The sequence below is a fragment of the Micromonospora sp. NPDC050495 genome (assembly GCF_040655175.1).
GTDB lineage: Bacteria > Actinomycetota > Actinomycetes > Mycobacteriales > Micromonosporaceae > Micromonospora.
On the sequence record NZ_JBFAJK010000023.1, the window covers coordinates 66295 to 92354 of the forward strand.

General features: G+C 73.5%; 26 protein-coding genes. 17 read left to right on the forward strand and 9 right to left on the reverse strand.

Going from position 1 to position 26060, the window contains the following annotated elements:
- Window positions 1–242: 242 nt before the first annotated feature.
- The 8 genes from AB0I11_RS21790 to AB0I11_RS21825 all read left to right on the forward strand — a co-directional run bounded on the left by AB0I11_RS21790 (window position 243) and on the right by AB0I11_RS21825 (window position 8746).
- Window positions 243–1631, forward strand: coding sequence for a cytochrome P450 (locus AB0I11_RS21790; RefSeq protein ID WP_357323240.1), 1389 nt, complete (start codon window positions 243–245; stop codon window positions 1629–1631).
- Window positions 1628–2518, forward strand: coding sequence for a terpene synthase family protein (locus tag AB0I11_RS21795; protein ID WP_357323243.1), 891 nt, complete (start codon window positions 1628–1630; stop codon window positions 2516–2518). The genes AB0I11_RS21790 and AB0I11_RS21795 overlap by 4 nt, the downstream gene beginning before the upstream one ends.
- Window positions 2515–4119 (forward strand): prenyltransferase/squalene oxidase repeat-containing protein, encoded by a 1605-nt coding sequence (locus AB0I11_RS21800; RefSeq protein ID WP_357323246.1) that lies wholly within the window; start codon window positions 2515–2517, stop codon window positions 4117–4119. The genes AB0I11_RS21795 and AB0I11_RS21800 overlap by 4 nt, the downstream gene beginning before the upstream one ends.
- A gap of 129 nt (window positions 4120–4248) precedes the next feature.
- Window positions 4249–6738 (forward strand): nitrate- and nitrite sensing domain-containing protein, encoded by a 2490-nt coding sequence (locus AB0I11_RS21805; RefSeq protein WP_357323249.1) that lies wholly within the window; start codon window positions 4249–4251, stop codon window positions 6736–6738.
- 67 nt (window positions 6739–6805) lie between these two features.
- Window positions 6806–7231, forward strand: a complete 426-nt coding sequence (locus AB0I11_RS21810; RefSeq protein ID WP_046563370.1) for a roadblock/LC7 domain-containing protein — start codon at window positions 6806–6808, stop codon at window positions 7229–7231.
- On the forward strand, window positions 7228–7617 hold the full coding sequence (locus tag AB0I11_RS21815) for a DUF742 domain-containing protein (RefSeq protein ID WP_357323253.1): 390 nt from the start codon (window positions 7228–7230) through the stop codon (window positions 7615–7617). Before AB0I11_RS21810 ends, AB0I11_RS21815 begins: the two co-directional genes overlap by 4 nt.
- Window positions 7598–8206, forward strand: coding sequence for an ATP/GTP-binding protein (locus tag AB0I11_RS21820; RefSeq protein WP_046563368.1), 609 nt, complete (start codon window positions 7598–7600; stop codon window positions 8204–8206). The genes AB0I11_RS21815 and AB0I11_RS21820 overlap by 20 nt, the downstream gene beginning before the upstream one ends.
- A gap of 57 nt (window positions 8207–8263) precedes the next feature.
- The gene (locus AB0I11_RS21825; protein ID WP_357323256.1) at window positions 8264–8746 is read left to right on the forward strand and encodes a GNAT family N-acetyltransferase; all 483 of its coding nucleotides are present in this window, start codon (window positions 8264–8266) and stop codon (window positions 8744–8746) included.
- Between the two features lie 9 nt (window positions 8747–8755).
- On the opposite strand, the gene AB0I11_RS21830 is transcribed toward AB0I11_RS21825, so the two are convergent.
- The gene (locus tag AB0I11_RS21830) at window positions 8756–9604 is read right to left on the reverse strand and encodes a LysR family transcriptional regulator (RefSeq protein WP_357323259.1); all 849 of its coding nucleotides are present in this window, start codon (window positions 9602–9604) and stop codon (window positions 8756–8758) included.
- Window positions 9605–9697: 93 nt separating this feature from the next.
- Here AB0I11_RS21830 and AB0I11_RS21835 point away from each other — a divergent pair, with 93 nt between their 5' ends.
- Window positions 9698–10429, forward strand: a complete 732-nt coding sequence (locus AB0I11_RS21835; protein ID WP_357323262.1) for an SDR family oxidoreductase — start codon at window positions 9698–9700, stop codon at window positions 10427–10429.
- Window positions 10430–10439: 10 nt separating this feature from the next.
- On the opposite strand, the gene AB0I11_RS21840 is transcribed toward AB0I11_RS21835, so the two are convergent.
- Window positions 10440–11216, reverse strand: a complete 777-nt coding sequence (locus AB0I11_RS21840; protein WP_357323265.1) for a hypothetical protein — start codon at window positions 11214–11216, stop codon at window positions 10440–10442.
- A 97-nt stretch (window positions 11217–11313) separates the two neighbouring features.
- Here AB0I11_RS21840 and AB0I11_RS21845 point away from each other — a divergent pair, with 97 nt between their 5' ends.
- Complete coding sequence (locus AB0I11_RS21845) at window positions 11314–11718, forward strand: SRPBCC family protein (protein ID WP_357323267.1); 405 nt, start codon at window positions 11314–11316, stop codon at window positions 11716–11718.
- Window positions 11719–11833: 115 nt separating this feature from the next.
- On the opposite strand, the gene AB0I11_RS21850 is transcribed toward AB0I11_RS21845, so the two are convergent.
- Both AB0I11_RS21850 and AB0I11_RS21855 read right to left on the reverse strand, forming a co-directional pair.
- On the reverse strand, window positions 11834–12019 hold the full coding sequence (locus tag AB0I11_RS21850) for a DUF397 domain-containing protein (protein ID WP_357323270.1): 186 nt from the start codon (window positions 12017–12019) through the stop codon (window positions 11834–11836).
- Window positions 12010–12777, reverse strand: a complete 768-nt coding sequence (locus AB0I11_RS21855) for a DUF5753 domain-containing protein (protein WP_357323273.1) — start codon at window positions 12775–12777, stop codon at window positions 12010–12012. The genes AB0I11_RS21850 and AB0I11_RS21855 overlap by 10 nt, the downstream gene beginning before the upstream one ends.
- 88 nt (window positions 12778–12865) lie before the next feature.
- Here AB0I11_RS21855 and AB0I11_RS21860 point away from each other — a divergent pair, with 88 nt between their 5' ends.
- Complete coding sequence (locus tag AB0I11_RS21860; protein WP_357323276.1) at window positions 12866–13180, forward strand: hypothetical protein; 315 nt, start codon at window positions 12866–12868, stop codon at window positions 13178–13180.
- 65 nt (window positions 13181–13245) lie between these two features.
- On the opposite strand, the gene AB0I11_RS21865 is transcribed toward AB0I11_RS21860, so the two are convergent.
- Window positions 13246–16101, reverse strand: coding sequence for an aconitate hydratase (locus tag AB0I11_RS21865; protein WP_357323278.1), 2856 nt, complete (start codon window positions 16099–16101; stop codon window positions 13246–13248).
- 157 nt (window positions 16102–16258) lie between these two features.
- Here AB0I11_RS21865 and AB0I11_RS21870 point away from each other — a divergent pair, with 157 nt between their 5' ends.
- Window positions 16259–16621, forward strand: a complete 363-nt coding sequence (locus AB0I11_RS21870) for a VOC family protein (protein WP_357323281.1) — start codon at window positions 16259–16261, stop codon at window positions 16619–16621.
- A 63-nt stretch (window positions 16622–16684) separates the two neighbouring features.
- Window positions 16685–17335 carry a DedA family protein gene (locus AB0I11_RS21875; protein ID WP_357323284.1) on the forward strand — a complete coding sequence of 217 codons (651 nt, stop codon included), beginning with the start codon at window positions 16685–16687 and terminating at the stop codon, window positions 17333–17335.
- A 118-nt stretch (window positions 17336–17453) separates the two neighbouring features.
- Here the strand turns inward: AB0I11_RS21875 and AB0I11_RS21880 are convergent, their stop codons facing one another.
- A complete protein-coding gene (locus AB0I11_RS21880; RefSeq protein WP_357323287.1) occupies window positions 17454–18104 on the reverse strand; it encodes a C39 family peptidase in 651 nt (216 codons plus the stop codon).
- Window positions 18105–19359: 1255 nt separating this feature from the next.
- On the opposite strand from AB0I11_RS21880, the gene AB0I11_RS21885 reads away from it, so the two are divergent.
- Window positions 19360–19728, forward strand: coding sequence for an ArsC/Spx/MgsR family protein (locus AB0I11_RS21885; RefSeq protein ID WP_357323291.1), 369 nt, complete (start codon window positions 19360–19362; stop codon window positions 19726–19728).
- A gap of 39 nt (window positions 19729–19767) precedes the next feature.
- Here AB0I11_RS21885 and AB0I11_RS21890 read toward each other — a convergent pair whose 3' ends face one another.
- Window positions 19768–19947, reverse strand: coding sequence for a hypothetical protein (locus AB0I11_RS21890; RefSeq protein ID WP_357323328.1), 180 nt, complete (start codon window positions 19945–19947; stop codon window positions 19768–19770).
- Window positions 19948–19978: 31 nt separating this feature from the next.
- Between AB0I11_RS21890 and AB0I11_RS21895 the strand changes: the two genes are divergently transcribed.
- Window positions 19979–20677, forward strand: a complete 699-nt coding sequence (locus AB0I11_RS21895) for a hypothetical protein (protein ID WP_357323294.1) — start codon at window positions 19979–19981, stop codon at window positions 20675–20677.
- 40 nt (window positions 20678–20717) lie between these two features.
- A complete protein-coding gene (locus tag AB0I11_RS21900; RefSeq protein WP_357323297.1) occupies window positions 20718–21107 on the forward strand; it encodes a hypothetical protein in 390 nt (129 codons plus the stop codon).
- Between the two features lie 6 nt (window positions 21108–21113).
- On the opposite strand, the gene AB0I11_RS21905 is transcribed toward AB0I11_RS21900, so the two are convergent.
- Entirely contained in the window at window positions 21114–22343 is a 1230-nt protein-coding gene (locus AB0I11_RS21905) for a histidine decarboxylase (protein ID WP_357323300.1), read from the reverse strand.
- Window positions 22344–22613: 270 nt separating this feature from the next.
- Here AB0I11_RS21905 and AB0I11_RS21910 point away from each other — a divergent pair, with 270 nt between their 5' ends.
- Window positions 22614–24182, forward strand: a complete 1569-nt coding sequence (locus tag AB0I11_RS21910) for a hypothetical protein (protein ID WP_357323303.1) — start codon at window positions 22614–22616, stop codon at window positions 24180–24182.
- A 55-nt stretch (window positions 24183–24237) separates the two neighbouring features.
- Here AB0I11_RS21910 and AB0I11_RS21915 read toward each other — a convergent pair whose 3' ends face one another.
- The gene (locus AB0I11_RS21915; RefSeq protein WP_357323306.1) at window positions 24238–25698 is read right to left on the reverse strand and encodes an APC family permease; all 1461 of its coding nucleotides are present in this window, start codon (window positions 25696–25698) and stop codon (window positions 24238–24240) included.
- Window positions 25699–26060: the final 362 nt, after the last annotated feature.

The window sequence follows — 26060 nt, forward strand, 5'->3', positions numbered from 1 at the left end:
GGTGAAATATTTTCCCTTCCCGTCTTCTCCTCTTCTCGTCCGGCTGGCATGCTCGGCGGCAAAGACGTCACGGGCCATCACCGCGTCGCGACTGTGAGTTGATCCGGAGCGAGCGTTCAGCGGACGTTCTCCGCCCGCCGGCTCCGGCCCGACCCGGAGTCGGCGAGCGCCGGTGACCATCATGGACCGTGCCGCCAGGTTCATGAGGCAGCGTCCGAAGGAGGATTCCGTGCAGGTGACCCATGGCTGAGGCGGCCGCGCCCCCGGACGGGGCCGGCCGACCGCACATCGCACCCCTGCGTCGTACGCTCCGCGGCCTGCTGCGGGACCCGCTCGGCACCCTGGTCGGACTCGCCGACGCGGCACCGGGCCAGGTCGTCCAGCTCAACCTCGGCACGATCCGCCCGTACCTGGTCGCCGAGCCCGCCCACGTCCAGCACGTGCTGCGGGACAACGCCGCCAACTACACCCGCGCCGGCAACAGCATGATGTGGAAGTCCGTCCGCAAGCTGGCCGGCGACGGCATCCTCTCCGAGGGTCCGGCCTGGGAGGACAGCCGCCGGCGGCTCCAGCCGCACTTCACCGCCAAGCGGATCGACGCCGTGGTCGACGACATGAGCCGGGCGATCAGCGAGGCCGTCGACGAACTGGCCGAGCCGGCCCGCACGGGCGTCCCGGTCGATGCCGCGACGGAGATCTCCCGGATCATCTGCCAGGCAGTCATCCGGGTCTTCTTCGGTAACAAGATCAGTGTCCCCGACGGCGTCCGGGTAGTGGCCGAGCAGGACACGGTGGCGACCTCGCTCCGGTTCCGGCTGCTCGCCCCGTTCCTGCCGGAGGCCGTGCCGGCCCCGGGGGACCGCGCCTTCCGCCGGGCGGTGCGCAACATCGACGACATCCTGCTGCCGTTGGTGCGCGCCGAGCGGGCCCACCCCGACGGCGGGGACGACATCCTGGCCGCCCTGGCCCGGGCCCGGGACGCGGACGGTCGGGAACTGACCGAGCAGCGGGTCCGCGACGACCTGGTGTCCATGTTCGCCACCACCACGGAAACCACGTACGTGGTGCTCACCTGGCTCTTCCCGCTGCTGGAGCAGCTGCCCGACATCGCCGACCGGCTCTACGCGGAGATCGACCGGGTGGTCGGCCCCGGCGAGGTGATCAGCCGCGAGCAGCTCGGCCAGCTCCAGTACACCCGGATGGTGCTCGACGAGCTGGTCCGGATGTACCCGTCGGGCTGGCTGGTGCCCCGCACCGCCATCGCCGACGACGTCATCGGCGACACCCGGATCCGCGCCGGCGGCACGGTGATCCTCAGCCCGTACGTCACCCAGCGGCTGGCCCGGTTCTGGGAGCGGCCGGACGTCTTCGACCCGGAGCGGTTCGCGCCCGACCGGCCGCGGCGGTCCCACCGGTACGCCTACTACCCGTTCGGCGGCGGCGCCCACCAGTGCATCGGCCAGTACCTGTTCCAACTGGAGGCCCCGCTGATCGTGGCGACGCTGCTGAGCCGGTTCCGCTACCGGCTGCGTACGCCCGGCATGCCGAACCCGCAGCTCGCCGCGTCGCTGCGGCCCCGGGAGCGGGTGCCGCTGCTGCTCACCCCGCACCGGCAACGGGTACCGGCGTGAGCGCACCGGCCCTCGCCGGGACCGACGAGCTGCGTGCGGCCGCCGAGCACGGGCGGGTCTGCGCCCTGGCCGCGCAGGGGCAGCGGGAGCTGCAGCGCGGCCTGGCGGCGCACCCTGACCTGTTCGGCGCCGGGCCGTTCGACGCCGCCCTGGCCAGCAGCATCGCCCTGGCGATGGCCTTCAGCGCGCCGTGGTGCACGGCCGCGCAGCTGCGCCTGAGCAACCGGGCGGTGCTCTGGGGCTTCGCGCTGGACTGGCAGGTGGACCACGAGACGACCGCCGCCGCCGACCTCGACCTGCTGGTACGCCGGCAGCGCGCGGTCGCCGGCGGCGGGCCGCCCGACCCGGCGGACCCGCTCGGCGTGTTCCTCGCCGAGCTGCGGGCGGAGCTGGCCGCCGGTCCCGGGTTCGCGGCGGCCAGCGAGGCCTGGCGGGACGCGGTGGACCGGACGCTGGCCGCGATGGCCCGGGAGTGGCACTGGCGCGCCGACGACCACCGCCCCACGCTGGCCGACTACCTCGCCAACGCCGACAACCTGGCCTGCACGGTGGTCAACGTGGCGCACTGGGCCGGCGTCGGCGGGCCGCGGGCGCACGCCCACCTCGATCGGCTGGTGGCCGCCAGCGACGCGGTGCAACGGGCGCTGCGGCTGGTCAACGACCTGGCCAGCTACGAGCGGGACCTGCGCTGGGGCGACCTGAACGCGCTGCTGCTGGTGCCGGACCGGGCGCTCGTCGAGCAGGAACTCGCCGACCAGGTGCGCCGGGCCACCGGCCTCATCGACGAACTGCGCCCGGACGTGCCGCGGGAGGCGACCTACCTGACCCGCCAGCTCGGCTACACCAGCGGGTTCTACCGCTCCACCGACTTCTGGGGCGTCCCGTGAGCGGCGCGGAGCCGGACGCCGACGCCGCACCGGCCGAGGCCGGGGCGGCCACCGCCGACGCCGTGTCCCGCCTGGTCGCCGACGTGCTCGCCCGGCCCGCGGGGCGCACCTGCGCGTCCCCGTACGAGACGGCCCGGCTGGTCGCCTCGGCGCCCTGGCTCGGCTACCACGCCGAACGGATCCGCTTCCTGCTGGCCGGCCAGCGTGCCGACGGCGGCTGGGGCGGACCGGAGGGATACGCCCTGGTGCCCACGCTGAGCGTCGTGGACGGGCTGCTGGCGACGCTGGACCGGGACGAGCCGGCCGGCTGGTCCCGGGACGGCGTGCGGCAGGCGATCGACCGGGGGCTGCGCCTGCTGCTGGACCGGTCGGCCGGCCCGGCCGCCTTCCCGCCACCCGACCTGCCAGCCGGGGACCTGATCGCGCCGGCGCTGGCGGAACGGATCGGCGCGCGCCTGGCCGACCCGCCCGCCGGGCTGGCCGACTGGCGGGGCGCCCGCCCGCCGCTGCCCGCCGGCATGGGACGCGGCCGGCTCGACGCGGTCCGGCGGCTCGTCCGCTCCGGTGCCCCGGTCCCGCAGAAACTGGTCCACGCCCTGGAGGTGCTCGGCCCCGCCGCGACGCGGCTGCGGTCCGTGGCGCCCACCCCGCACGGCGCCGTCGGCGCGTCACCGGCGGCGACCGTCGCCTGGCTCGGCACCCCGGACGGGGACACGAGCGCCGCCGTCGACTTCCTCGACCAGGTGGTGGCCGACTACCAGGGCCCGGTGCCGTGTGCCACGCCGATCACCGTCTTCGAACGGTCCTGGGTGCTCGGCGCCCTGGCCCGCGCCGGCGTGCCGGCGGCGGTGACGGCCCCGCTCGCCGCCGGCCTGCGGGAGGCCCTCGGTCCCGACGGCGCCGCGACCGGCCCCGGCCTGCCCGCCGACGCCGACACCACCGCGGCGACCCTGTACGCCCTGGCGGCGGCCGGTGCCCGGGCCGACCCGTCCTGCCTGTTCCGGTACGACCTGGGCACCCACTTCTGCACCTGGCAGGGGGAGGACGGGGCGTCGGTCAGCACCAACGCGCACGTGCTGGAGGCGCTCGGCCCGGCGGCGGGCGGGACCGACGCCCGCGCGGTGTCGGCGGCCCACCGGGTGACCCGCTGGCTCCTCGATCAGCAGCAGCCGGACGGCTCCTGGTCGGACCGCTGGCACGCCTCCCCCTACTACGCCACCGCCTCGGCCGTGGCGGCCCTGCGCGCGCAGGCCGCGCCCGAGGTGGCGCCGGCGCTGCGGCGGGCGGCCGACGGGGTGCTCGGCAGCCAGCACGCCGACGGCTCCTGGGGACGCTGGGGCGGCACGGCCGAGGAGACCGCGTACGCCGTGCAGGTGCTGCTGGCCGCGCCGGCCCGGCCGGAGGCGGACGCCGCCCTCGCCCGGGCGGTCGATCACCTGCGGGTGGGTGCGGCCATCCAGCACCCGCCACTGTGGCACGACAAGGATCTCTACCATCCGCCGCTGATCGTGCGGGCCGCCGTCCTGGCCGCGCAGAAGCTGGCGGTGGAGCGCCTGGGCCAGGTGGCGCAGCTGAGCCCGCCCGTTTCCGCCGTCTCTTGATCGACACTTCTTGAGCGAGGTTCCGGACACTGCTAGCGTGCGCCAGGGCCGGCTTCGAACGTTTCGGCCATCGGCGAACGTCGGTCAGGATCAGCCAGGGACGGTGTGATGGGCTCCCGCACTACACGGTTGCGCACCAAGGTCGTGGCCCTGCTGGTCTCGCTGGCCGCGCTCTGGGCGTTCGCGGCCTGGGTGACCCTCCAGGATGGACTCAACGTGCTCGGCGTGCAGACGCTGGACGCGCAGGTCGCCGAGCCCAGCGAATCGTTGCGTACGGCGTTGCAGGAGGAACGCCGGATGTCGGTGGCGTACCTGGGCCAGCCCTCGCCGAAGCAGGTCGAGCAGTTGCGCGAGCAGCGCCAGCGCAGCGAGGAACTGGCGACCGCCTTCGTGACCTCCGCCCGCTCCTGGCGGGCCCGCGCGGCGGCCAGCGACGAGCTGGTGCAGCGGGTCGACGAGGTGGCCGACCGGCTGGACTCCCTGGGCCCGGTGCGCGACGAGGTGGCGGCCCGCTCCATCGACCGGGGGGCCGCCGCGGCGGCGTACAGCGGCGTCCTGGACTCGCTCTTCCGGATGTACGCGGCCCTGGGCAAGCTCGACGACGAGAACATCGCCAAGGACACCTCGACCCTCACCCAACTGGTACGGGTACGCGAGCTGATGTCGCAGGAGGACGCCCTCTACGCCGGCGTGGCGGCGGCCGGCCGGATCACCGAGCAGGAATACATCCTCTTCGCCCGGCTGGTCGGGGCGCAGCGGTTCCTCGCCGGCGAGGCGATCGCCGAACTGCCCGCCGCCGACCGGGACCGGTACGCGCGGATGACGGCGAGCCCGTCCTTCACCCGGCTGCGGACGCTCGAGGACCGGCTCATGAAGGACGGGCGGCCGGACCGGCCGCTGCCGGTGGCGGCCACCGAGTGGCAGACGGCCATCACGCCGGCGCTGGACGAGCAGGAAGCCGCGGTGCTGGCCGCCGGCGACGCGCTGGTGGGCCGGGCCAAACCGGTGGCCGTCTGGGTGATCATCCGGATGGTGCTCGCCGCCGGCCTCGGCCTCATCGCCGTCATCGCGTCCATCGTGGTCTCGATCACCACGGCCCGGGCGCTGGTCCGGCAGCTGGAGCGGCTGCGCGACGCCGCGTTCCGGCTGGCGAACGAGCAGCTGCCGGGCGTGGTCGAACGGCTCGGCCGGGGCGACGAGGTGGACGTCGCCCGGGAGGCGCCCCCGTTGGAGTTCGGCGCCGACGAGATCGGTCAGGTGGGCCGGGCGTTCAACGTCGTGCAGGAGACCGCGATCCGGACCGCCGTCGAGCAGGCCGAGCTGCGCCGCAGCGTCCGCGAGGTCTTCCTCAGCCTGGCCCGACGGACCCAGGCCCTGGTGCACCGGCAGCTCACCCTCCTCGACGCCATGGAACGCCGGGAGCACGACGCCGAGGAGCTGGAGGACCTGTTCCGCGTCGACCACCTGGCGACCCGGATGCGGCGCAACGCGGAGAACCTGATCGTCCTCTCCGGCTCCACCCCGGGTCGGGCCTGGCGGCGCAACGTGCCCATGGTCGACGTGGTGCGCGGCGCGGTGGCCGAGGTCGAGGACTACACCCGGGTCAAGGTGCTGCCGCTCGGGCCGGTCTCGCTCGCCGGCCGGGCCGTCGGTGACGTCATCCACCTGCTGGCCGAGCTGATCGAGAACGGGCTCTCCTTCTCGCCCCCGCACACCACGGTCGAGGTGCGCGGCCAGCTCGTCGGCAACGGCTTCGCCATCGAGATCGAGGACCGCGGCCTCGGCATGGGCGAGGAGGAGTTGGCCGCCGCGAACCACCGCATCGTGGACCGGTCCGAGCTGAACCTCGCCGACGCCGCCCGGCTCGGCCTGTACGTGGTCAGCCGGCTCACCGAGCGGCACGGCGTGAAGGTGCAGCTCAAGGAGTCCGCGTACGGCGGCACCACGGCCGTCGTGCTGATCCCGCGCGAGCTGGTCACCGACAACGGGCCGGACGCGGAGACCTCGGGCGGCTTCCGGGCCGGTGCCGGGACCGGCGGGAGCGCCCCGGCGGCGCCGGGCGCCGAGGCCGGGGCCGGCACGGAGCCGGCGACCGTCACCGGAACCGCCGTCGAGACCGCCGCGGAAACCGGGTCGGACTCCGAGCCGGCGCCGGAGCCGGCCGAGGTGGCGACCGAGGCGCCCCGGCTCACCCCGTCCGGGCTGCCGGCGCGTGTCCGCCGGCGGCCGGCGCCGGCCGGACCGGCCGGTACGCCCGCGAGCCCGGCGGTGGTGCCGCACGCCGCCGAGCCGGCGGTGGTGCCCGGCGGGGCCGCCGAGCCGGCGGTGGTGCCCGGCGCCGCCGAGCCGGCGGCGGATGGTGACGCCGACGGGTCGACCGGCTCTGGCCTGCCCGTCCGGGTACGCCAGGCGAGTCTCGCGCCCGAACTGCGCGTCGACACGGCCACCGTGGCGGACGACCCGGACGAGGACACGGTGCGCCCGCCCGAGCAGGTGCGCCGGATGATGACCTCCTACCAGAGCGGCACCCGGCGCGGGCGCACCGATGCGGCGCGGCTGCTCGGCGGGGCGCACGGGGTCAACGGCGGGCCGGACCCGGGAGACGAACAGGCGACCTGACGGAGACGCCGCGGCGGCGAACCGCAGACGATTACGGCGACACCAACCGGGGAGAAGAGGACGACGAGTGGCGCAGAAGACGGCTTCGAGCGCGGATCTGACCTGGCTGCTGGATGACCTGGTGGGCCGGGTCAAGGCGGCGGAACACGCCGTGGCGCTCTCCACCGACGGCCTGCTGATGGCCTCGTCGCGAGGGCTCAGCCGGGACGACGGCGAGCACCTGGCGGCCATGGCGGCCGGCATCCAGAGCCTGGCCCGGGGCGCCGGCAAGCGCTTCGGCGGCGGCCAGGTGCAGCAGACCATCATCGAGATGCAGTCGTCGTTCCTCTTCGTCACCGCGGCCGGGCGCAACGCCTGCCTGGCCGTGCTGGCGGCCGAGGACGCCGACGTCGGCCTGATCGCCTACGAGATGGCGATGCTGGTCACCCGGGTCGGGCGGTTCGTCGCCTCACCGACCCGGGAACCGTCCGCCGGCGAGAATCCGGCGCGATGACCGGCGGGAGGGAGTCCGCGGCGGACGAGTGGGTGGACGACCACGCCGGTCCGGTGGTCCGCCCGTACGCGGTGACCGGTGGCCGGGCCCGCCCGGTGACCGGCACGTTCGACCTGATCTCCCTGGTCACGGCGACCCGGGCGGACGCGGGCGCGGAGTCCGGGCTGGGGCCCGAGCACGTCGCCATCGTCGCGCTCTGCCAGCGGATCCAGTCGGTGGCGGAGATCGCCGCCCACCTCGACCTGCCGGTGGGCACCGTCCGGGTGCTCCTCGGCGACCTGGTGGCCCGCAGCCTGGTGCAGGTCCGTGAGCCGCGCGCGACCTCCGCCGGCCTTCCCGATGAAAGTGTCTTCGAGGCGGTTATCAATGGACTACGGGCGCTCTGAGCGACCGGCGGGTGCGGCACCGCTGCCCACCGCGATCAAGATCCTGGTCGCCGGCGGCTTCGGCGTCGGCAAGACCACCCTGGTCGGCGCGGTCAGCGAGACCCGCCCGCTGCGGACCGAGGAGGTGCTGACCGAGACCGGCGTCGGCATCGACGACCTGTCCGGGGTGGAGGGCAAGTCGACCACCACGGTGGCGATGGACTTCGGCCGGATCACCATCAGCGACGACCTGGTGGTCTACCTGTTCGGCACGCCGGGCCAGGACCGGTTCTGGTTCGTCTGGGACGAGCTGGCGCTCGGCGCGATCGGCGCCGTGGTGCTCGCCGACACCCGCCGGCTGGCCGACTGCTTCCCGTCGATCGACTACTTCGAGGGGCGCGGCACCCCGTTCGTGGTCGCCGTGAACTGTTTCGAGGGCGCCCGGAACTACCGGCTCGACGAGGTGCAGGCGGCGCTCGACCTCGACCCGGGCGTACCGGTGGTGCTCTGTGACGCGCGGGAACGCGAGTCGGCCAAGGAGGTGCTGGTCACGCTGCTGGAGCACGCCATGAAGCTGCGCGAGGCGCGCCGCCGGGCCGCCGAGGACTGATCCGCGGCGCCGCCGGCGGGGCGGTGGCGGCCGGGCAACCATGGCAGGGTGTCCGGCATGACCGAGGTGAGCGTCCGGGCCGTGACCCCGGCGGAGTTCGACGTGTGGCAGGCCGAGCTCGCCGCCGGTTACGCCCAGGAGCACGTCTCGGCCGGCAACTGGCCGGCGGACGAGGCGCTCGACCGGGCCCGCCAGGCCATCGCCGTCCAACTGCCGGACGGGATGGCCACCCCCGGCGAGCTTCTCCTGATCGGCGTGCTGCCCGACGGCTCGCCGGTCGGCCGCATCTGGATCAGCCTCACGCACCCGCGCGGCCTCGCCCACTGCGCCTACCTGCAGGACATCGAGCTGGTCGCCGAGCGCCGCGGTCAGGGCCTGGGGCGGGCGTTGCTCGCGGCGGGGGAGCGGGCGGCGCGGGAGCGGGGCGCCCACGCCCTTGAGCTGAACGTGTTCGGCGCCAACGAGACGGCGCGGAACCTGTACGAGTCGTCGGGCTACCGGGTCGTCACCCAGCAGATGCGCAAGAACCTGCTGACGTAGGGGCAGGGCTCAGAGGCGGGTGGCGGTCCGGACCAGGTCGGCCAGCGCCCGGGACCGGCTGTGCGGCGGCCACGCGATCACGGTGGTCACCGCGGGCGCGTCCAGCACCGGCACGGCGGCCACGTCCGACCGGAGGAGGGACCGGCACGACTCCGGCAGCACCACCGAGGTACGCCCGAGCGCGACCAGTTGGAGCAGCTGGGCGTGGTCCCGGACCTCGGGGCCCGGACCGGGCGGATACGACCCGTCGGACCGGGGCCAACGCGGCATCGGCAGGTCGGGCAGCGCCGCCACCTCGGCCATCCGCAGGTGTGGCCGGTGGGCCAGCGGGTGCCCGGCCGGCAGGATCACCACCTGCTGCTCGGTGATCAGTTCCTCGGTGTCCAGCCCGGTGGTCGAGTCGAACGGCAGGTGCAGCAGCGCCACGTCGGCGCGCCCGTCGCGCAGCAGCCGCTCCTGCTCGCCGATGCCGCACAGCAGCACCTCGACGGGGACGGCGTCCGGCTCGGCGGCGTACGCGTCGAGCAGCTTCGGCAGCAGCTCGCTCGATGCCCCCGCCTTCGTCGCGAGCACCAGCCCCGTACCGCCGTTGGCGGCCTGACCGGCGCGGCGGGTACGGCGGTCGGCGGCCGCCACGGCGTCGAGGGCTGCCCGGCCCTCCCGCAGCAGCACCGACCCGGCCGGGGTCAGCGCGACGCTGCGGCTGTCCCGTTCCAGCAGGGTCACCCCGAGCCGCCGCTCGAGCTGCCGGATCGCCCGGGACAGCGGCGGCTGGGCGATGCCCAGCCGGCGCGCGGCGCGGCTGAAGTGCAGTTCCTCGGCCACCGCCACGAAGTAGCGCAACTCGCGGGTCTCCACCCGGCAACCCTACCCCCGGCGATACCGTCCGGGTATCGCACGCTACCGAAGCGGTGTTGGCGGCCGGTACGCCGCGCGGACAGCATCGACACCATGAGCGAACGGACGATCGCGCTGGTGACCGGCGCGAACAAGGGGATCGGATACGAGATCGCGGCCGGCCTGGGGGCGCTCGGCTGGCGGGTAGGTGTGGGCGCGCGGGACGAGCAGCGCCGGGAGGCGGCCGTGGCGAAGCTGCGCGCGGACGGCGTGGACGCGTTCGGCGTACCGCTGGACGTGACCGACGACGCGAGCGTGACCGCCGCCGCCCGGCTGCTGGAGACCGAGGCCGGCGGTCTCGACGTGCTCGTCAACAACGCGGGCGTGACCGGCGGCGGGCGGCAGCGCCCCGGTGACGTCGACCTGGCGACCGTGCGGACGGCCGTGGAGGTCAACGTGATCGGCGTGGTCCGGGTCACCGAGGCGATGCTGCCGCTGCTGCGCCGCTCGGCGTCGCCGCGGATCGTCAACATGTCCAGCGGCGTCGGCTCGCTGGCCCGGCAGAGCGCCTCGGAGGGCGAACACCAGACCGGGCCGCTGTCCGTGGCGTACTCGCCGTCGAAGTCCATGCTCAACGCGGTGACCATCCAGTACGCCCGGGCGCTTGCCGACACGAACATCCTGATCAACGCCGGCTGCCCGGGGTTCACCGCGACCGACCTGAACGGCTTCCGGGGCGTGCGGACCCCGCAGCAGGGTGCGGCGATCGCGATCCATCTGGCGACGCTGCCCGACGACGGGCCGACCGGCGGGTACTTCGAGGACGCGGGTGTGATCCCGTGGTGAGCGGGGCTGGTCAGCACCACCGCACCGGGTTGCCGGTGGCCACCGCCGCGGCGCACAGCCGGCGCAGCGGCTCCACGAGGTAGGCGAAGTCGTCGCCCGACCGGCTCCGGGTCCGTACCGCGAGCCGCTCGGGCGGCGGCTCGCCGTGCTCGCCCACTGTTCGCATCGTCAGGACCGTCCGTGCCCCGCCGACGGTGAACTCCACCCGGTCGCCGGGCAGCGGCCGCTGGGTGAACCGGCTGGCCCGGAACAGCGTGGCCGGCGGGTCGGCGCGGTCGAGGACGAAGAAGCCGTCCGGGTCGACGCCGGCCTGGAAGCCCGGGCCGAACATGAACACCCCGTGGTAGCTCTCGACGTACTGCATCAGCACCCGGCCGGTCGCCTCGTCGATCAGCTCCACCTCGTCCGCGATCCGGTCGGCGCGGGCGAACGCGTCCAGCTCGGCGAGCGCGACCGCCGCCCGGTCGGCCGGCAACGAGCCGCCGTTGACGCCCGGGAGCGCGGTGGCGAGCGTCGGGAAGCGCTCCGTGCCGGCGGTGCGCAACGCCTGCTGGAACAGCCGTACGCCGGCCCAGTTGGACACGTGCTCGGTCGCCTGCTCCATGGCCTGGTGCGGGCACGCGCCCTTCAGCCAGGCGTCGAACGTGGCGTGTGCGGCCTGGTTGCCCTTCCACGGCCGCAACAGCGCGAGCCAGCCGTCCTCGTCGTAGCCGACCGGGCCGACCGGGCACGGCGTGGCGAGGCCGTCCTGCCAGCACCGGCAGTACACGAACGCGTCGAGTCCCACGCCGGCACGCTACCGGCGCCCGCCTGGCACCGCGTACCGGTTTCCAGTAGCTCAGGTGCCGGCCAGCAGGTAGTGCAGCCCGTGCCATCATCGGCGGGTGGCCAGCGAATCCCGACACCTCAGCGTCCCCATCGACCGCCCGGTCGCGGAGGTCTACGCCTTCGCCGCCGACCCGGCGAACCTGTCCCGCTGGGCGCCCGGCCTCGGCGGCTCGGTGACCCGGGTCGACGGCCAGTGGTTCGTCGACACCCCCGAAGGGCGGGCGCGGCTGACGTTCGCGCCGGCCAACGAGTACGGCGTGCTCGACCACGAGGTGCTGACGCCCGCCGGCGAGCGGGTGTACGTGCCGTTGCGCGCCATCGCCGACGGCGACGCCACCGAGGTGGTGTTCAGCCTGCGGCGGATGCCCGGCATGAGCGACGCCGACTTCGACCGGGACACCGCGCTCGTCGAGGCCGACCTGGCCCGGCTCAAGGCCGTGCTGGAGTCGGCGGAGCGGTGACCGGTGGCTTCGGGCCGCGAGCGCGCGGTGGGGCCTGAACCGTCCGTCGTCGCGGGACGACGTGGGTCGCCCTGACTGCCCTGGTGAGCCGGCGTGCGTTGCGGCGGGTGCGGGCTCAGCGGCGGGCCAGCGTCAGGAACCGGGTCCACGCCGCCGGGGTGAAGGTCAGCACCGGCCCGGCCGGGTCCTTCGAGTCGCGTACGCCGACCACGCCGGGCAGGTTGGCGGCGACCTCGACGCAGTCGCCGCCGTTGCCGCCGCTGCGGGTGCTCTTGCGCCACCGGGCGCCGCTCAGCTCCATGCCGCCGCAACTTCCCTCAGCAGTTCCAGGGTCCGCGCGCGGGGCAGGGCCTCGCCCCGGATGCGTTCCCACCGACGCTCCAGGGTAGCAATCTCCGAGGGCTGCTCGATGATCTGCGCGCGGGCCTGGCTGTCCACATGCGCCACCCGGTTGCCGTCGCGCAGTTCGGCGATGACGAACGGCCCGTCCAGCCCGGGATAGCTGGGCGTGTCCAGGGGCACCACGTGGAGCTGCACGTTCGGCAGCTCGGCGCAGGCGACCAGATGGGTCACCTGCGCGGCCATCAGCGCCCGGTCACCGGCGGCGGCGCGGCGCAGCACCTGCTCGTCGAGCACCACGACGTACAGCGGCCCGCGCGCCCGGGTGAGAACGGCCTGCCGGTCCAGCCGGGCGGTGACCAGATCGGTGATCTCGTCGGGGGTGAGCGGCTGGCCGATGAACGTCGCCCGCGCGTACGCCTCGGTCTGCAACAGGCCCGGCACCCAGGCCAGTTGGAAGGCACGCAGCGCGACCGCCTCGCGCTCGATGTCGACCCACGGGCGGAACCACACCGGCTCGCGGCGGCGGATCGCGTCCGGCCAGAGCGCCTCGATCGGCTGGCCCAGCAGGTTCGCGACGGTCGCGCGGTGCCGGCTCTGCGGGATGTGCCCGGGGTTCGCCCACCGGGCCACCGTCTTCGGGTGCAGGCCGAGCCGTTCCGCCAGGCTCTCGGCGGTGAGGCCGGCGCCGGCCAGCGCGGTGACGAAGGCATGGTTCATGCCCGTTCCTCCCCGGAGCAAAAGAACCGTCCGAAGGAGATTACACAACGCTGTGTGATTGTACGGGCACCGTCGGCACGGTGGAGGCATGACCGATCCGACGCCGACATCGGCGTACCCCCGGGTGGTGCTGCCGCTGACCGGACACCGCGCGTGCGGTCCGGCCTGGCGCTGCGACCGCTGCGGCGAACCCTGGCCCTGCCCGACCCTGCGCGCCGCGCCCACCGACGCGGCCCGCCGCGCCACGATGATCCCCGAGTTCTCCCGGATCACCCGGCAGGCCATCCGTGACCTGCGCGGTCAGCCCGGCGGCCCGGACCCGATCGCGATCGTGCGGCGCTTCCTGTGGTTCCTGCCGCTCACCGACGCCGAGGCGCGCGCCGTCGCGCTCCGGCTGCGCTGACCGCGGTACGGCGAAGGCCGCCCCCCGCCGGAGCGGGAAGCGGCCTTCGACCAGTCCTACGCGATTCAGTTGGCGATCATGCGGCGCAGCACGTACTGCAGGATGCCGCCGTGCCGGTAGTAGTCCGCCTCACCGGGGGTGTCGATGCGGACCACGGCGTCGAACTCCACGCCGGTGTCGGTGGTGACCTTCACCGTGCGCGGGGTGTCGCCGTCGTTGAGCGCGGTGACGCCGCTGATCGAGAACGTCTCGGTGCCGGTCAGGCCCAGCGACTCGGCGGTGGTGTCGACCGGGAACTGCAACGGCAGGACGCCCATGCCGATCAGGTTCGAGCGGTGGATCCGCTCGTACGACTCGGCGATGACCGCCCTGACGCCGAGCAGCATGGTGCCCTTGGCCGCCCAGTCGCGCGACGAGCCGGAGCCGTACTCCTTGCCGGCCAGGATGACCAGCGGGACACCCGCCTCCTGGTAGGCCACCGAGGCGTCGTAGATCGAGGTCTGCTCGCCGGTCAGGTGGTTGACCGTGAAGCCGCCCTCCACACCCGGGACGAGCTGGTTGCGCAGCCGGATGTTGGCGAAGGTGCCGCGGATCATCACCTCGTGGTTGCCCCGGCGGGAGCCGTACGAGTTGAACTCGTGCCGGGCCACGCCGTGCTCGGCCAGGTACCTGCCGGCGGGGGAGTCCGCCTTGATCGAGCCGGCCGGGGAGATGTGGTCGGTGGTCACCGAGTCGCCCAGCTTGGCCAGCACCCGGGCGTCGGCGATGTCCTGCACCGGCTGCGGGTCCTTCGCCATGCCCTCGAAGTACGGGGGCTTGCGCACGTAGGTGGACTCGCCGTCCCAGGAGAACGTGTCGCCGGTCGGGGTCGGCAGCGACTGCCAGCGCTCGTCACCGGCGAACACGTCGGCGTACGCGGAGCTGAAGCCGGTGGCGCCGATCGCCGAGGCGATGACGTCCTGGATCTCGGCGCTGTTCGGCCAGATCTCCCGCAGGAACACCGGGTTGCCCTGGGCGTCCTCGCCGATCGGCTCGTTGGCCAGGTCGATGTCCATGGTGCCGGCGAGCGCGTACGCGACCACCAGCGGCGGGGACGCCAGGTAGTTCATCTTGACGTCCGGGTTGATCCGGCCCTCGAAGTTGCGGTTGCCGGAGAGCACCGAGACGACGGCCAGGTCGCCCTCGTTGACCGCGGCGGAGACCTCCTCGGGCAGCGGACCGGAGTTGCCGATGCAGGTGGTGCAGCCGTAGCCGACCAGGTTGAAGCCGAGCTTCTCCAGGTAGGGCGTGAGGCCGGCGCGGTCGTAGTAGTCCATGACGACCTTGGAGCCCGGCGCGAGGGTGGTCTTCACCCACGGCTTGCGGTTCAGGCCCTTCTCCACCGCGTTGCGGGCCAGCAGCGCGGCGCCGATCATGACCTGCGGGTTGGAGGTGTTGGTGCAGGAGGTGATCGCGGCGATCACCACGGCGCCGTGGTCCAGCTCGTACTCGACGCCGTCGGCGGCGGTCACCCGGACCGGGTTGCTGGCCCGGCCACCCGCGCCGACCGCGGCGGTCTCCAGGTCCCGCGGGGCGTCGGCCGGGTCGTTGATGCCGTTGGCCGGGGAGTCGCTGGCCGGGAAGGACTCGGCGGACGCCTCGTCGGCCGGGCCGTCGGCGCCGAAGGGCTTCTCCTGCTGCGGCACGCCGGGCTTGCGGCCCGGGTCGCCGCCGGTCTCGTCGGCGGCCACGTAGTCGGTCAGCGCCGAGCGGAACAGCGTCTTGGCCGAGCCCAGCGGCACCCGGTCCTGCGGGCGCTTCGGGCCGGCCAGGGACGGCTCGATGGTGCCGAGGTCCAGCTCCAGGCGCTCGGAGTACTCCGGCTCGTGGTCCGGGTCGTGCCAGAGGCCCTGCTCCTTGGCGTACGCCTCGACGAGCGCGACCTGCTGCGGGTCGCGACCGGTCAGCTGCAGGTAGCGGACGGTCTCGCTGTCGATCGGGAAGATCGCCACGGTCGAGCCGTACTCCGGCGACATGTTGCCGATGGTGGCCCGGTTGGCCAGCGGCACCGCGCTCACACCCGGGCCGTAGAACTCGACGAACTTGCCGACCACGCCGTGCTTGCGCAGCATCTCGGTGATGGTGAGCACCAGGTCGGTGGCGGTGGTGCCGGCCGGCATCTCACCGGAGAGCTTGAAGCCGACGACCCGGGGGATGAGCATGCTGACCGGCTGGCCGAGCATCGCGGCCTCGGCCTCGATGCCGCCGACGCCCCAGCCGAGCACGCCCAGGCCGTTGACCATGGTGGTGTGCGAGTCGGTGCCGACCACGGTGTCCGGGTACGCCTGGCCGTTGCGCTCCATCACCGTGCGGGCCAGGTACTCGATGTTGACCTGGTGCACGATGCCGGTGCCCGGCGGGACGACCTTGAACTCGTTGAACGCGGTCTGGCCCCAGCGCAGGAACTGGTAGCGCTCCTTGTTGCGCTGGTACTCCAGCTCGACGTTGCGCTCGAAGGCGTCCTCGCGACCGAACAGGTCGGCGATGACGGAGTGGTCGATGACCAGCTCGGCCGGGGCGAGCGGGTTCACCTTGGTGGCGTCGCCGCCGAGGTCGCGGACGGCCTCCCGCATGGTGGCCAGGTCCACGACGCAGGGCACGCCGGTGAAGTCCTGCATCAGCACCCGGGCCGGGGTGAACTGGATCTCCACGCTCGGGTCGGCGCTGGCGTCCCACGCGCCGAGCTGGCGGATGTGGTCGGCGGTAATGTTCGCGCCGTCCTCGGTCCGCAGCAGGTTCTCCAGCAGAATCTTCAAGCTGTAGGGCAGCCGGTCGTGGCCCTCCACCTTGCCGATCTTGAAAATCTCGTAGCTCGCGTCTCCGACGCGTAGCTGGGTCTTCGCACCGAAGGTGTCGAGGCTCGCCACGTCGTACTCCTTCACACCAGCGACCGTGAGTAGTCCTGAGCAGTCTGTCGCACCGACCGGGGCGCTGCCGCGCTTAGGCAACACTTACCCGGCGGTGCTTCCAACAAAACCGTACGTCCGTCTTGCTATTCACGCAACCTCGTGCCAGGGTTCGGGACGAGGAGGTGCCTCCATGATCCACCACGTCCTGCTCGCCTGCCCACGCGGCTCCGAGGAGCTGTCCCGCTCCTTCTACACCGGCCTGCTCGGCATGACCGAAAAGGCCAAACCACCGGCCCTCGCCGCCCGCGGTGGTTGCTGGTTCACCGGGTACGACGCCGAACTGCACCTGGGCGTCGAGGACGACTTCCGGCCCGCCCGGAAGGCGCATCCCGCGCTGCTCCGCCCCGACCTCGACGCGCTCGCCGCCCGGCTGACCGCCGCCGGCCACCCCGTCACCTGGGGTGACGAGGAGGTCCCCGGCATGCGGCGGTTCCACACCCACGACCCGCACGGCAACCGGCTGGAGTTCCTCGCCCCGGTGACCACCGGCTGACGAGGCGGTTCGGCCGCCCGCTCCCGGGTAGGGTTCGAGGTCGGACCGGAAGGGGTGGGTGTGGTGGACGTTCAACACCTGCTCGCCGCGCTTCCCCCGGGCGTCGCCTACCTGATCGTCGCCGCGGTGATCGGCGTGGAGAGCATGGGCGTGCCGCTGCCCGGCGAGATCGTGCTTGTCAGCTCCGCGCTGCTGGCCGCCACCGGGGTGATCGAACCCCACTGGGTGGCCACCGCCGCCGCGGCCGGCGCCATCGTCGGCGACTCCATCGGGTACGCCATCGGCCGACGCGGCGGGCGTCCCCTGCTGGTCCGGCTCGGCCGGCGCTTCCCGAAGCACCTCGGCCCGGCGCAGCTCGCCCGCGCCGAACAGAGCTTCGCCCGGCACGGCGTCTGGGCCGTCTTCTTCGGCCGCTTCGTGGCCCTGCTGCGGATCCTCGCCGGGCCCCTGGCCGGCGCCCTGCACGTGCCCTACCGCCGGTTCCTGCTGGCCAACGCGGCCGGCGGCCTGGTCTGGGCGTTCGGCACGACGTACCTGCTCTTCAGCGTGGGGCGGGCGGCCGAGCACTGGCTCAAGGATCTCTCCTGGGCCGGCCTGGCGCTGGCCGTGCTGGCCGGCGTGGTGAGCACCTGGTGGCTGCGCCGCCGGGCGCACCGGCCGGCGGCCGTGGAGGTGCCGGACGAGGCGGAGCGGGTACCGGCCGGCGACCGCTGACCGCCCCCGCGCGACGACTCCCCGCCGGACCGCGCCGAGTTGGACGACTCCGGCGGCTGACGTGCCGAAAGGGCCCGACCCCGTGCGGGGTCAGGCCCTTTCGCTGGTGCTCGGATCGTCAGGAGGCGCTGTAGCCGCGGGTGGCGATCCAGTCGGCGAGGTTGTCGACGCTGATGCGGTAGGAGGCGGTGTTGGGGTTGGCGCTGTCGGCGATGGTGACGGTGTGGCCGTTGTCGTGGTAGCCGACGACGCTGATGTAGTGGCCGCCTTCGAAGGAGTGGGTGTTGCCGTCGGTGTCGGTGGCGGTGCCGGCGATGTTGGCGACTACGGCGCGGCCGTCGTCGACGGTGCGCACGATGTCGGCGCGCAGGGTGTCGGTCTGCTTGTCGTCGGCCTTGCCGTCCTTGATCTCCACCGACCGGTAGTGCTTGCCGGTTTCCTTGTTCAGGACGGGGGTGATGTCGTTGATGCTGTTGGTGCCGTTCTCGGTGGTGCCCATTTCCTTGGCCATGGTGTCGACGTCGATGTTCTTGCCGAGCACGGACAGGGCGTTGCGGGTGGCGGCGGGGCCGCAGTAGTAGAAGTTGGGCTGGGCTTCGTAGCGGACGTCGAGTTCGCGCTCGCCGTGGCCCTTGCGGTCGGTGCTGACCTGCGCGGTCTTCTCGGCGGGGGCGGCGTGGGCGGCGATGGCGGGGCCGGCGATGCCACCAGCGGTGGCGGCGAAGCCGGCGGCGGTCAGAACGGTGTTACGCAGCAGAGTGGTACGCATGGTGAGTGCCTCTCTGATCGGGGGTGACGCGACAGCCACACGGGGGGTGTCTGCTGCCGCGCGCAAAGGGGGGGAAAGTCTTTGGGGGATGCCCAGCGGTCGGTGACCTGCTCGGGCGTGCCCGGGGGTGTAACCGTCGGTGGCGGGGAAGTGATTCCCTCGGCCTGCCGATATCCCGGGGGTGGGGTGGACCGGTGGTGCACGGTCCAGGGGGATGTAACGACCCGGGGCCGGGGATCATTCCCTCGGCTTGACCCGGGTGGACCGGGTGGTGCACGGTCCGGGGGATGTAACGGCCCGGGGCCGGGGATCGTTCCCCTCGGCTTGACCCGGGTGGACCGGGTGGTGCGCGGTCCGGGGGTATAACGACGGCCGGTGGCCGATCATTCCGGCCGGGCTCCACGCACCCCGGGGGTGGGGCTGCTCTACGGTCTGCCATGTTCAACGACCCCGACCCCGGCATGATTCCACCCTGCGGGTGGCCCCGACCACGGCACACCAGGCCCCAAACCACCCAACGGCCACCACCACCCACCAGCCGAATTCGGATGAGCCGACCATGCCCGTCGCCACGGCCCGGGATGGGGGTTCCGGACAGTACCGACCTCGATGGCGGAAACGACCCACAGCGGGGCACGGAAGGGATGATCCGCTCCGGTTGCGGCGATCTGGTGCTTCCTCGGCGTGCCGCATCCCGGCGTGGATCAGCCGCAATGACCGGCTGGCCGCCGTGGCCGCGAGTCGTTCAGGTCAACAGACCAGTAGCGAGGTGAAGGACACCGGCCCCGGGGTGCCGCGTCGGGCGGGAGGTTGGTCTGCCCGGGTTGCGGCGATCTGGTGCTTCCTCGGCGCCGGATGGCCCCGTTTGCCGCATCCCGTCGCGGATCAGCGGACTGTGGCGGTGAGTCGTTCACGTCATCAGATCAGTAGCGAGCGGAAGGGCACCGGCCCAGGCGACCAGGCCGAGCCGTCTGGTCGCCCAACGAACGGCTGCATGTCCGAATGCGGTGACGCGCCTGGGAGCCTGCATCCCATGCCCGGCTGTGCCCTATGCCCGGGTTGTGGGACGGTGAGGGTGGGACCAGCGCGGGTTTCAGGGCTGGTGATCGACTCCGGTTGCGGCACGTTGGTGCATCCCGGTTCGGGGATGGCACGGAATGCCGCATCTCGTGCGCGCTGCACTGCACCCGGGCGGCCGTCTCGGCCGGACGGGTGTCCAGGCCGGAGGGTCCGGGGGTCTGCCAGGATGTCGGGCATGGAGATCTGGCACAACCCGTCCTGCTCGAAGTGCGCTACCGCGCGCGCCACACTGGACGAGGCGCAGGTGCCCTACCGGCTGCGGGCGTACCTGACCGAGCCGCCGAGCGTGGCCGAGGTGACCGAGGTGCTGCGTCGGCTGGACGCCCGGGCGTGGGACATCTGCCGGACCGGCGAACCGGCCGCGGTGGCCCTCGGCATGGCCGACTGGGCGCGCGACGACGACACCGAGGCACGCTGGATCGCCGCCCTGGTCGCGCATCCGGAACTCATCCAGCGCCCGATCCTGCTGCTCGACGACGGCAGCGCGCTGGTCGGCCGTACCCCGGAGTCGCTGGACGAGGCAGTCCGCCGCAGCGACGGCTGACGCCGCCCTCGGCGCCGCGGTGCGGGGGCGTGCGGGCGGTCAGGGCCTGTCGTCGGCGGAGGTGGTGGACCCGGCCGCCTTGGCGTGCCGCTCGCGCAACCGCTCCCGGATCTCCTCCGGGGTGTACGCCCGCCGCCGCCGCTCGGCCCGGGCCACGACGACGCCGGTCGCCGCGACGCCGGCGAGACCGGCCAGTCCGAGCACCTTCCACCACCGCATCCGTTGCCGCATCGGCCTAGGGTAGTCCTTCATGAGCATCAGCCTGGACGAGGCCGTGGAGCTGACCCGCACCGGCGACCTGTGGGTGTTCCGGGGGCGCAGCATGCCCGACCGGGCCATCCAGTTCACCACCAACAGCCCGGTGAACCATGTGGGGATGGCGGTGGTGCTGGACGACATGCCGCCGCTGATGTGGCACGCGGAGCTGGGCCGGTCGCTGCCGGACATGTGGACCGGCAGCCACCAGCGCGGCGTGCAACTGCACGACCTGCGGGACGCGGTCTGCGTCTGGGCCAACCGGTACGGCCAGCGGGCCTGGCTGCGCCAGCTCGACCCGCCGGCCGGCCCGGCCATGGAGGAGGCCGTGCTGCGCACGGTGGCCCGCCTCGACGGCACCCCGTTCCCGTCCACCGCCCAGCTCGCCTGGCGCTGGGCCCGGGGCCGGGTGCCGGAGCTGCGCCGCCGGGGTCGGTCCAGTGCGGACCGTGGCGCGCCGGCCGAGGTGGATCGGTCGGGTGGGGACGGGGTGGTGCCGGTACGCGACCGGGCGTTGGAGACGGCCTACTGCGCCGAGGTGGTCGCCGTGACCTATGAGGCGATGGCGTTGCTGCCCGCCGGCCGGCGGCCCAACTGGTACGACCCGGGCCGGTTCTGGAGCGGCGACGACCTGGACCTGACCGGGGGCGCCCAGCTCGGCGCGGAGATCGAGGTACGGATCCCGCCGCGCTGACCAGGTTTGCCGGCACCGCCCACCGGTAAAGGTGAGCCTCGTGACGGCTTCGACGGACCTGGACGCGCTGACCGACTTCTTCGGCCGGTACGGGGTGGCGCTGACCACCGCCGACGTGCCCGCCATCGCCGGCTGCTACGCGCTGCCGGGGCTGGTGGTCGCGGACACGTACAGCTTCTCGTTCACCTCGCCGGCGGCCGTGGCGCTCAGTTTCGTCGGCGCGGCACCCGACTACCAGGAACGCGAGCTGATCGCGGCGCACGCGCAGATCGAGGACGTGCAGCAGCTTTCCGTGCTGCTCACCGAGGTGGCGGTGCGGTGGGAGTTCCTGGACAGCCAGGGCCGGACGGTGCCGGGGGAGCGCTACCGCTACCTGCTGCGCTCCACCGACGAGGGCCCGGTCATCTGCACGGTGATCCGGACCGCCTGAGGCGGATCAGCCCGGACAGGGCGCCGGGTGGACCGACCCGACCGGCCGGACCGGCGTGGGCGGGGAGGGCTGCGCCCGGCGTCGCGCCCGGCGCGGCGCCACCGCCGCGGCGAGGTCGGCGACGAACTCGTCGATCGTCTCCTTGCTCACCCCGGGCATGCAGATCAGGTGGCTGCGGCCGGCGCTGCTGGCGAGCACCCACTTCTCGGTGACCGTCGCGGGTGGGGTGGGGAAGACGACGGTGAACGCGTGCTCGTGCCGCCAGGCCGGCCAGTTCGCCTCGTTGAGCCGGTCGACCGCGTACGCGGCCAGCTCCCGGGCGCGGTCGGCGCGCTCCCGCAGGCCGTGCCGGCCGAGGCGGCGGATCGCGTACCAGAGCAGCAGGGCCGGATGGCCGCTGCGCGAGCCGCTGATGGTGGTGTCCACCGTGGCCGTGTAGTTGGGCGTCTGCCCGAGTTGCTGCTGGAGGGTGCGGCGGGTCAGCACCACGCCGCAGGGCACCGGTGTGCCGAGGAACTTGTATCCGGAGACGGAGATGCTGTCGGCCGTGCCGTCCAGTCGCAGCGCGGCCGGGCCGTCGGCCAGCGCCAGCGGCACGCCCGTGAGAGCCCCGTCGACGTGCAGGTGGTGCCGGACCGCAGCCCGGCCGAGCATGCGCCGGATGCGCGGCACGTCGTCCGCGGCCTCGGTCATCGTGGTGCCGCAGGTCGCCACGACGATCGCCGGACGGTCCCGGTGCTGCTCGATCATCCGGGCGAGGTCGTCGTAGTCGACCTCGCCGCGCTCGTCGGTGCGGATCGCCACCGCGTCCAGGTTGAGGATGTCGACGCACTTCGGCACCGAGTAGTGCGCGTCGGCGGAGTAGTAGACCAGGCCCTTCGGGAACCGGTGGCGGGCCAGGTAGAGGGCGTAGAGGTTGCCCTCGGTGCCGCCGGAGGTCAGATAGCCCCACCGGTCGTCGGCGGGCGCCTGGAACAGGTCGCCGAACCAGTCCAGCACCTCCCGCTCGTAGCGCTTGGTGTGGTTGGCGCCGGCCGGGTCGGTCCACGGGTCGCCGATGTTGTTCAACAGGGCGCCGAAGATCGGGGCGAGCGGGCTGTAGTCGATGTCGGTGGCGACCGGGAAGCCGACGTGGGTGCCCCGACCGGCGGCGACGGCCGCGCGCAGTGCCGCGATGTCGGCGAGGAGCTCCTCTGGATCGGTGGCGGACTCGTCGCGACGCGGGTCGGCTGGCAACGGGGCGCTCCTCATCACGGGTGCTCGGAGCAAAGAGTGGACCATGAGTCACGGAGAGCAGGCAAGCGTTACGAATTTGGCCACCAATTGTCCATAATTGCCGCCCCAGCCGGGCTGACCTGGGCACCGACCACTGTCGACGGCCGCGCTCCCTTCCTGAGCCGCGAGTCAGATCGCCGTGGCCTGGGCATTGTGTGCGTACGGTTGATAAGCCGGTGCGTACAGTGAGATCATCGGCCGGGCGAATCCCAGCTAGCCAGGAGCTACCACGTGTCGCAGGATCACCGGTCGCCGCTGCCGCGTCCGTCTTACGAGGACCCTCGGGACCACGGCGCGACCCGCGGGTCGACACACCGACCGGCGACACCCCCGGTTCCGCCGCCGGCCCGGTGGCTGCGGGACGGCGTCCAGCGCTTCCCCGCGACCGACGGCCCGGAGCGGGGCTACGGCGCCGCTCCGGCCGGGCCCGACCGGGACGCCCACGACCCCCGCGGCTACCGTGCGGCGTCGACCGGCCAGGCACCCGCCGGCCACCCCGGAGCGCCCGGCCCGGCCGGCGCGCCCGGGCCCCACTATGGCGCCCACGAGACCGCCGGCTATGCCGCCCAGGGGGCGGCGGGCTACGGCGCGCCGGGGGCGGCGGGCTACGGCGCGCAGCAGGCCGCCGGTTACGCCGCGCAGGAGACCGGCCGCTACGGAGCTCAGGAGACCGCCGGCTATCCGCCTCAGGAGGCCGCCGGGCACGCCGCCCCGACCGACCGGTCCCGCTACGGCGGCCCGGCGTCGGCAACCAGCCGGGGCGTGGCGACGGGTCCGGGGTACGCCCCGCCGCCGGCCTCCTTCGCCCCGGAGGCGGCCGGCTACCGCACCGGGGAAGTGCCGCGGCACCGGATGCCCGACCCCGGTTTCCGGCCACCGGCCGAGCCGACCGGTGACCCGGGCCGCCCGGCGAGCGGCTATCCGGCGCCCGCGGCCTGGTCGGCCACCCCCACCGGCCCCGGTGGGCCCGGCAGCCCCGGCGGTCCTGGTGGGTTCGGCGGTCCTGGCGGGTTCGGTGCTCCCGGTGGCCTCGGCGGCCTGGGCGGTCCCGGTGGCCCGGGCGGGGCGGAGCAGGTCGCCGACGGCTACTCCGGCCCGGCTGTGCAGAACCAGATCCGGCAGGCGCTGGTGCACCGCGTGCAGTACGCCAACGCGCTGCACGCCTCGCACTACTGGGACCTGCGCCGGACCAAGCCGGTCGGGCCGCACGCAATGGTCTTTCTCTACACCTGCCTGGATCCGGCCTTCTCCTCCGCGCGCCGTCCCTACTTCGAGATCAAGGCGGCGTCCCGGCTGTTCCGGGACGGCGACGACGTCCAGGATCTGCCTGCCCTGTTGCAGGAGCTCACCGAGATCGCCAAGGGTTACCTCGCCGACGGCGGGGTCTTCGACCCGGTGGCCCAGATGACCCAGACCGCGGAGCCGATGCCCGCCGGCGCCACCTACGTCGGCGTCGCCGTGTCCACCCTGCTCGGCGACGAGCGGGTGGCCGAGGAAGTGGTGGCGAGCGGCGGCGGTATGGGCATCCCCGGCCGGTGCCTGGTGGCGCTCGCCGACGGCAACCTGCTCGTGCTCGACCGGCCGGCCCGCTCCCACGAGCACGTCGAGGTCTACGCCAGCTTCCCGCACTTCACCAGCGGTGGGGTGGAATACCGCAGCTGGCGGCCGTTCACCGCCGAGCAGCAGGCGGATCCGGCCTGGCCCTGGCTGCGGCACCTCAACCAGCTGGCGATGCTCGGTCAGGAGCGCAAGGCGGCGGTCACCTCGGCCACCGTGGCCGGCGGTCGCCGCCGCCGCTGACCAGCACGAGGAACGGCCCGCCCCCGGGGTTCGAGGGCGGGCCGTGGTGTGCCGGTCAGAGGGAGCGACCGATCAGGTCCTGCTCGATCACGGCGAGCGGCCGTGGCTGCCCCTGTCCGACGTTCTCCAGCACCTCGGGGCGGGTGGCCCGCAGCACCGACGCCCAGCCGAGGCCGACCGCCACGGCCAGCGCGACCGCCCCGGGGACCAGCCACTTGGTGGTCGAGTCCGCCGGGGTGCCGAGCACGGCGGAGAGGTTGACCAGGGTGGTCAGCAGCGCCGCGCCGACCAGCACCGCGCCGATCAGCGGCGCGACCGTACGCTGCCAGGCGCTCTCCGTGGAACCGCCGCCCTTGCGGAAGAAGGCGACCGCGGCCAGCGAGGTGACCGCCATCATCAGCAGGACCGCGATGGCCGCGACGCCGGAGAGCCAGCTGAACATGATGGCCACCGGGTCGGCGCCGGTGAGCGCGAAGATCAGGATCACCGGCAGCGCGACGGCCGACTGGAGCACCGAGCCGGCCACCGGCGCGCCGCCCCGGCCGATCCGCTCGAACACCGCCGGCAGCACCCGCTCCCGGCCCAGGCTGAAGGCGTACCGGGCGATCGAGTTGTGGAAGCTGATCATGGCGGCGAAGACGCTGGTCACCACGAGGGCGGTCGCCACGCTGCCGAGCAGCGGGCTGGCGTGCGTCTCCAGGATCGAGAAGGGCAGCCCGGAGGCCGGGTCGCGGGACTCGTCGACCACCCGGTCCGGCCCGACCGCCACGGCCAGCGCCCACGCCGCGAGGGCGTAGAGCACGCCGAGCAGGATCAGCGCCGAGTAGGCGGCCCGGGAGACCGCCTGCGGCGACCGCGACTCCTCGGAGTAGACGGCGGCGGACTCGTAGCCGACGAAGGACGCCGCGCAGAAGGCGACCACGCCACCGATGCCGGGCACCAGCAGGTTGCCCGGGCTCAGTGGCGCGAAGCTGACCGTGCCGCCGGCCGGGTTGGCGAACGAGACCAGGATGAACAGCAGGATGACGGCGACCTCCACGGCCAGCACCGCGCCGAGCAGGCCGACGCTGATCCGGGACTTCAACACGCCGATCAGCGCGACGGCGGCCCAGGCGACGAGCGCCCAGAGCCACCAGGCGCCGCCGAGGCTGCCGCTGGCCACCGCGCCGAGCAGGCCGTACAGGCAGATCTGGATGGCGTTGTAGCCCAGCAGCACGACGGGGGCCGCGACCACGCCCCAGAAGCGTCCGAAGCCGGCGGCGAGGGCCGCGTAGAAGACCCCGGCGCTGGAGACGTAGCGGGCCATCGCGAGGTAACCCACGGAGAAGAAGAGCAACGCGGCCGCCATCACGAGGAAGCCGAGCGGTGTGCCGGTGACGCCGGTCGAGGCGTACGTGGCGACGATCGCACCGGCGAGCACGGCCATGGGGGAGGAGGCGGTCGCACTGAACACCAACAGGGCGCTGGTCCCGAGGGACTTGCGGATCAGCCCGGTTGGCGCGCTGGCAATCTGCATGGGGGGTGCTCCGAGTCGGGGTGAGGGATGGGTTGTCGGGATGGGACGGGTGGGCCGGCGGTCGGGCGTGGCCCCGGTCGCGGCCGGTGGTGCGGGGGTGGGCCCGCCGACTGGTCATCCACAGTGGACTAACGATCCGAGCTTGCGCGACCTTGCCCGGAATCGAGCCATTTATGGATCTCCAATCGATGAGCCCGGACAGCGTAGCCGACAACGCGCTGCGGTCCATCGGATGCGCGGCGTGTCGGCGCATCCCCGATTCGCCGCTCCGGTCGAGGTGCCGTCCGGCTGTCCGGCACCGGCCGGATCCCCGGGCGCCCGGGCCGAACCGCCGCGCACCGGTCATCCGTTCTCCGGCTCGC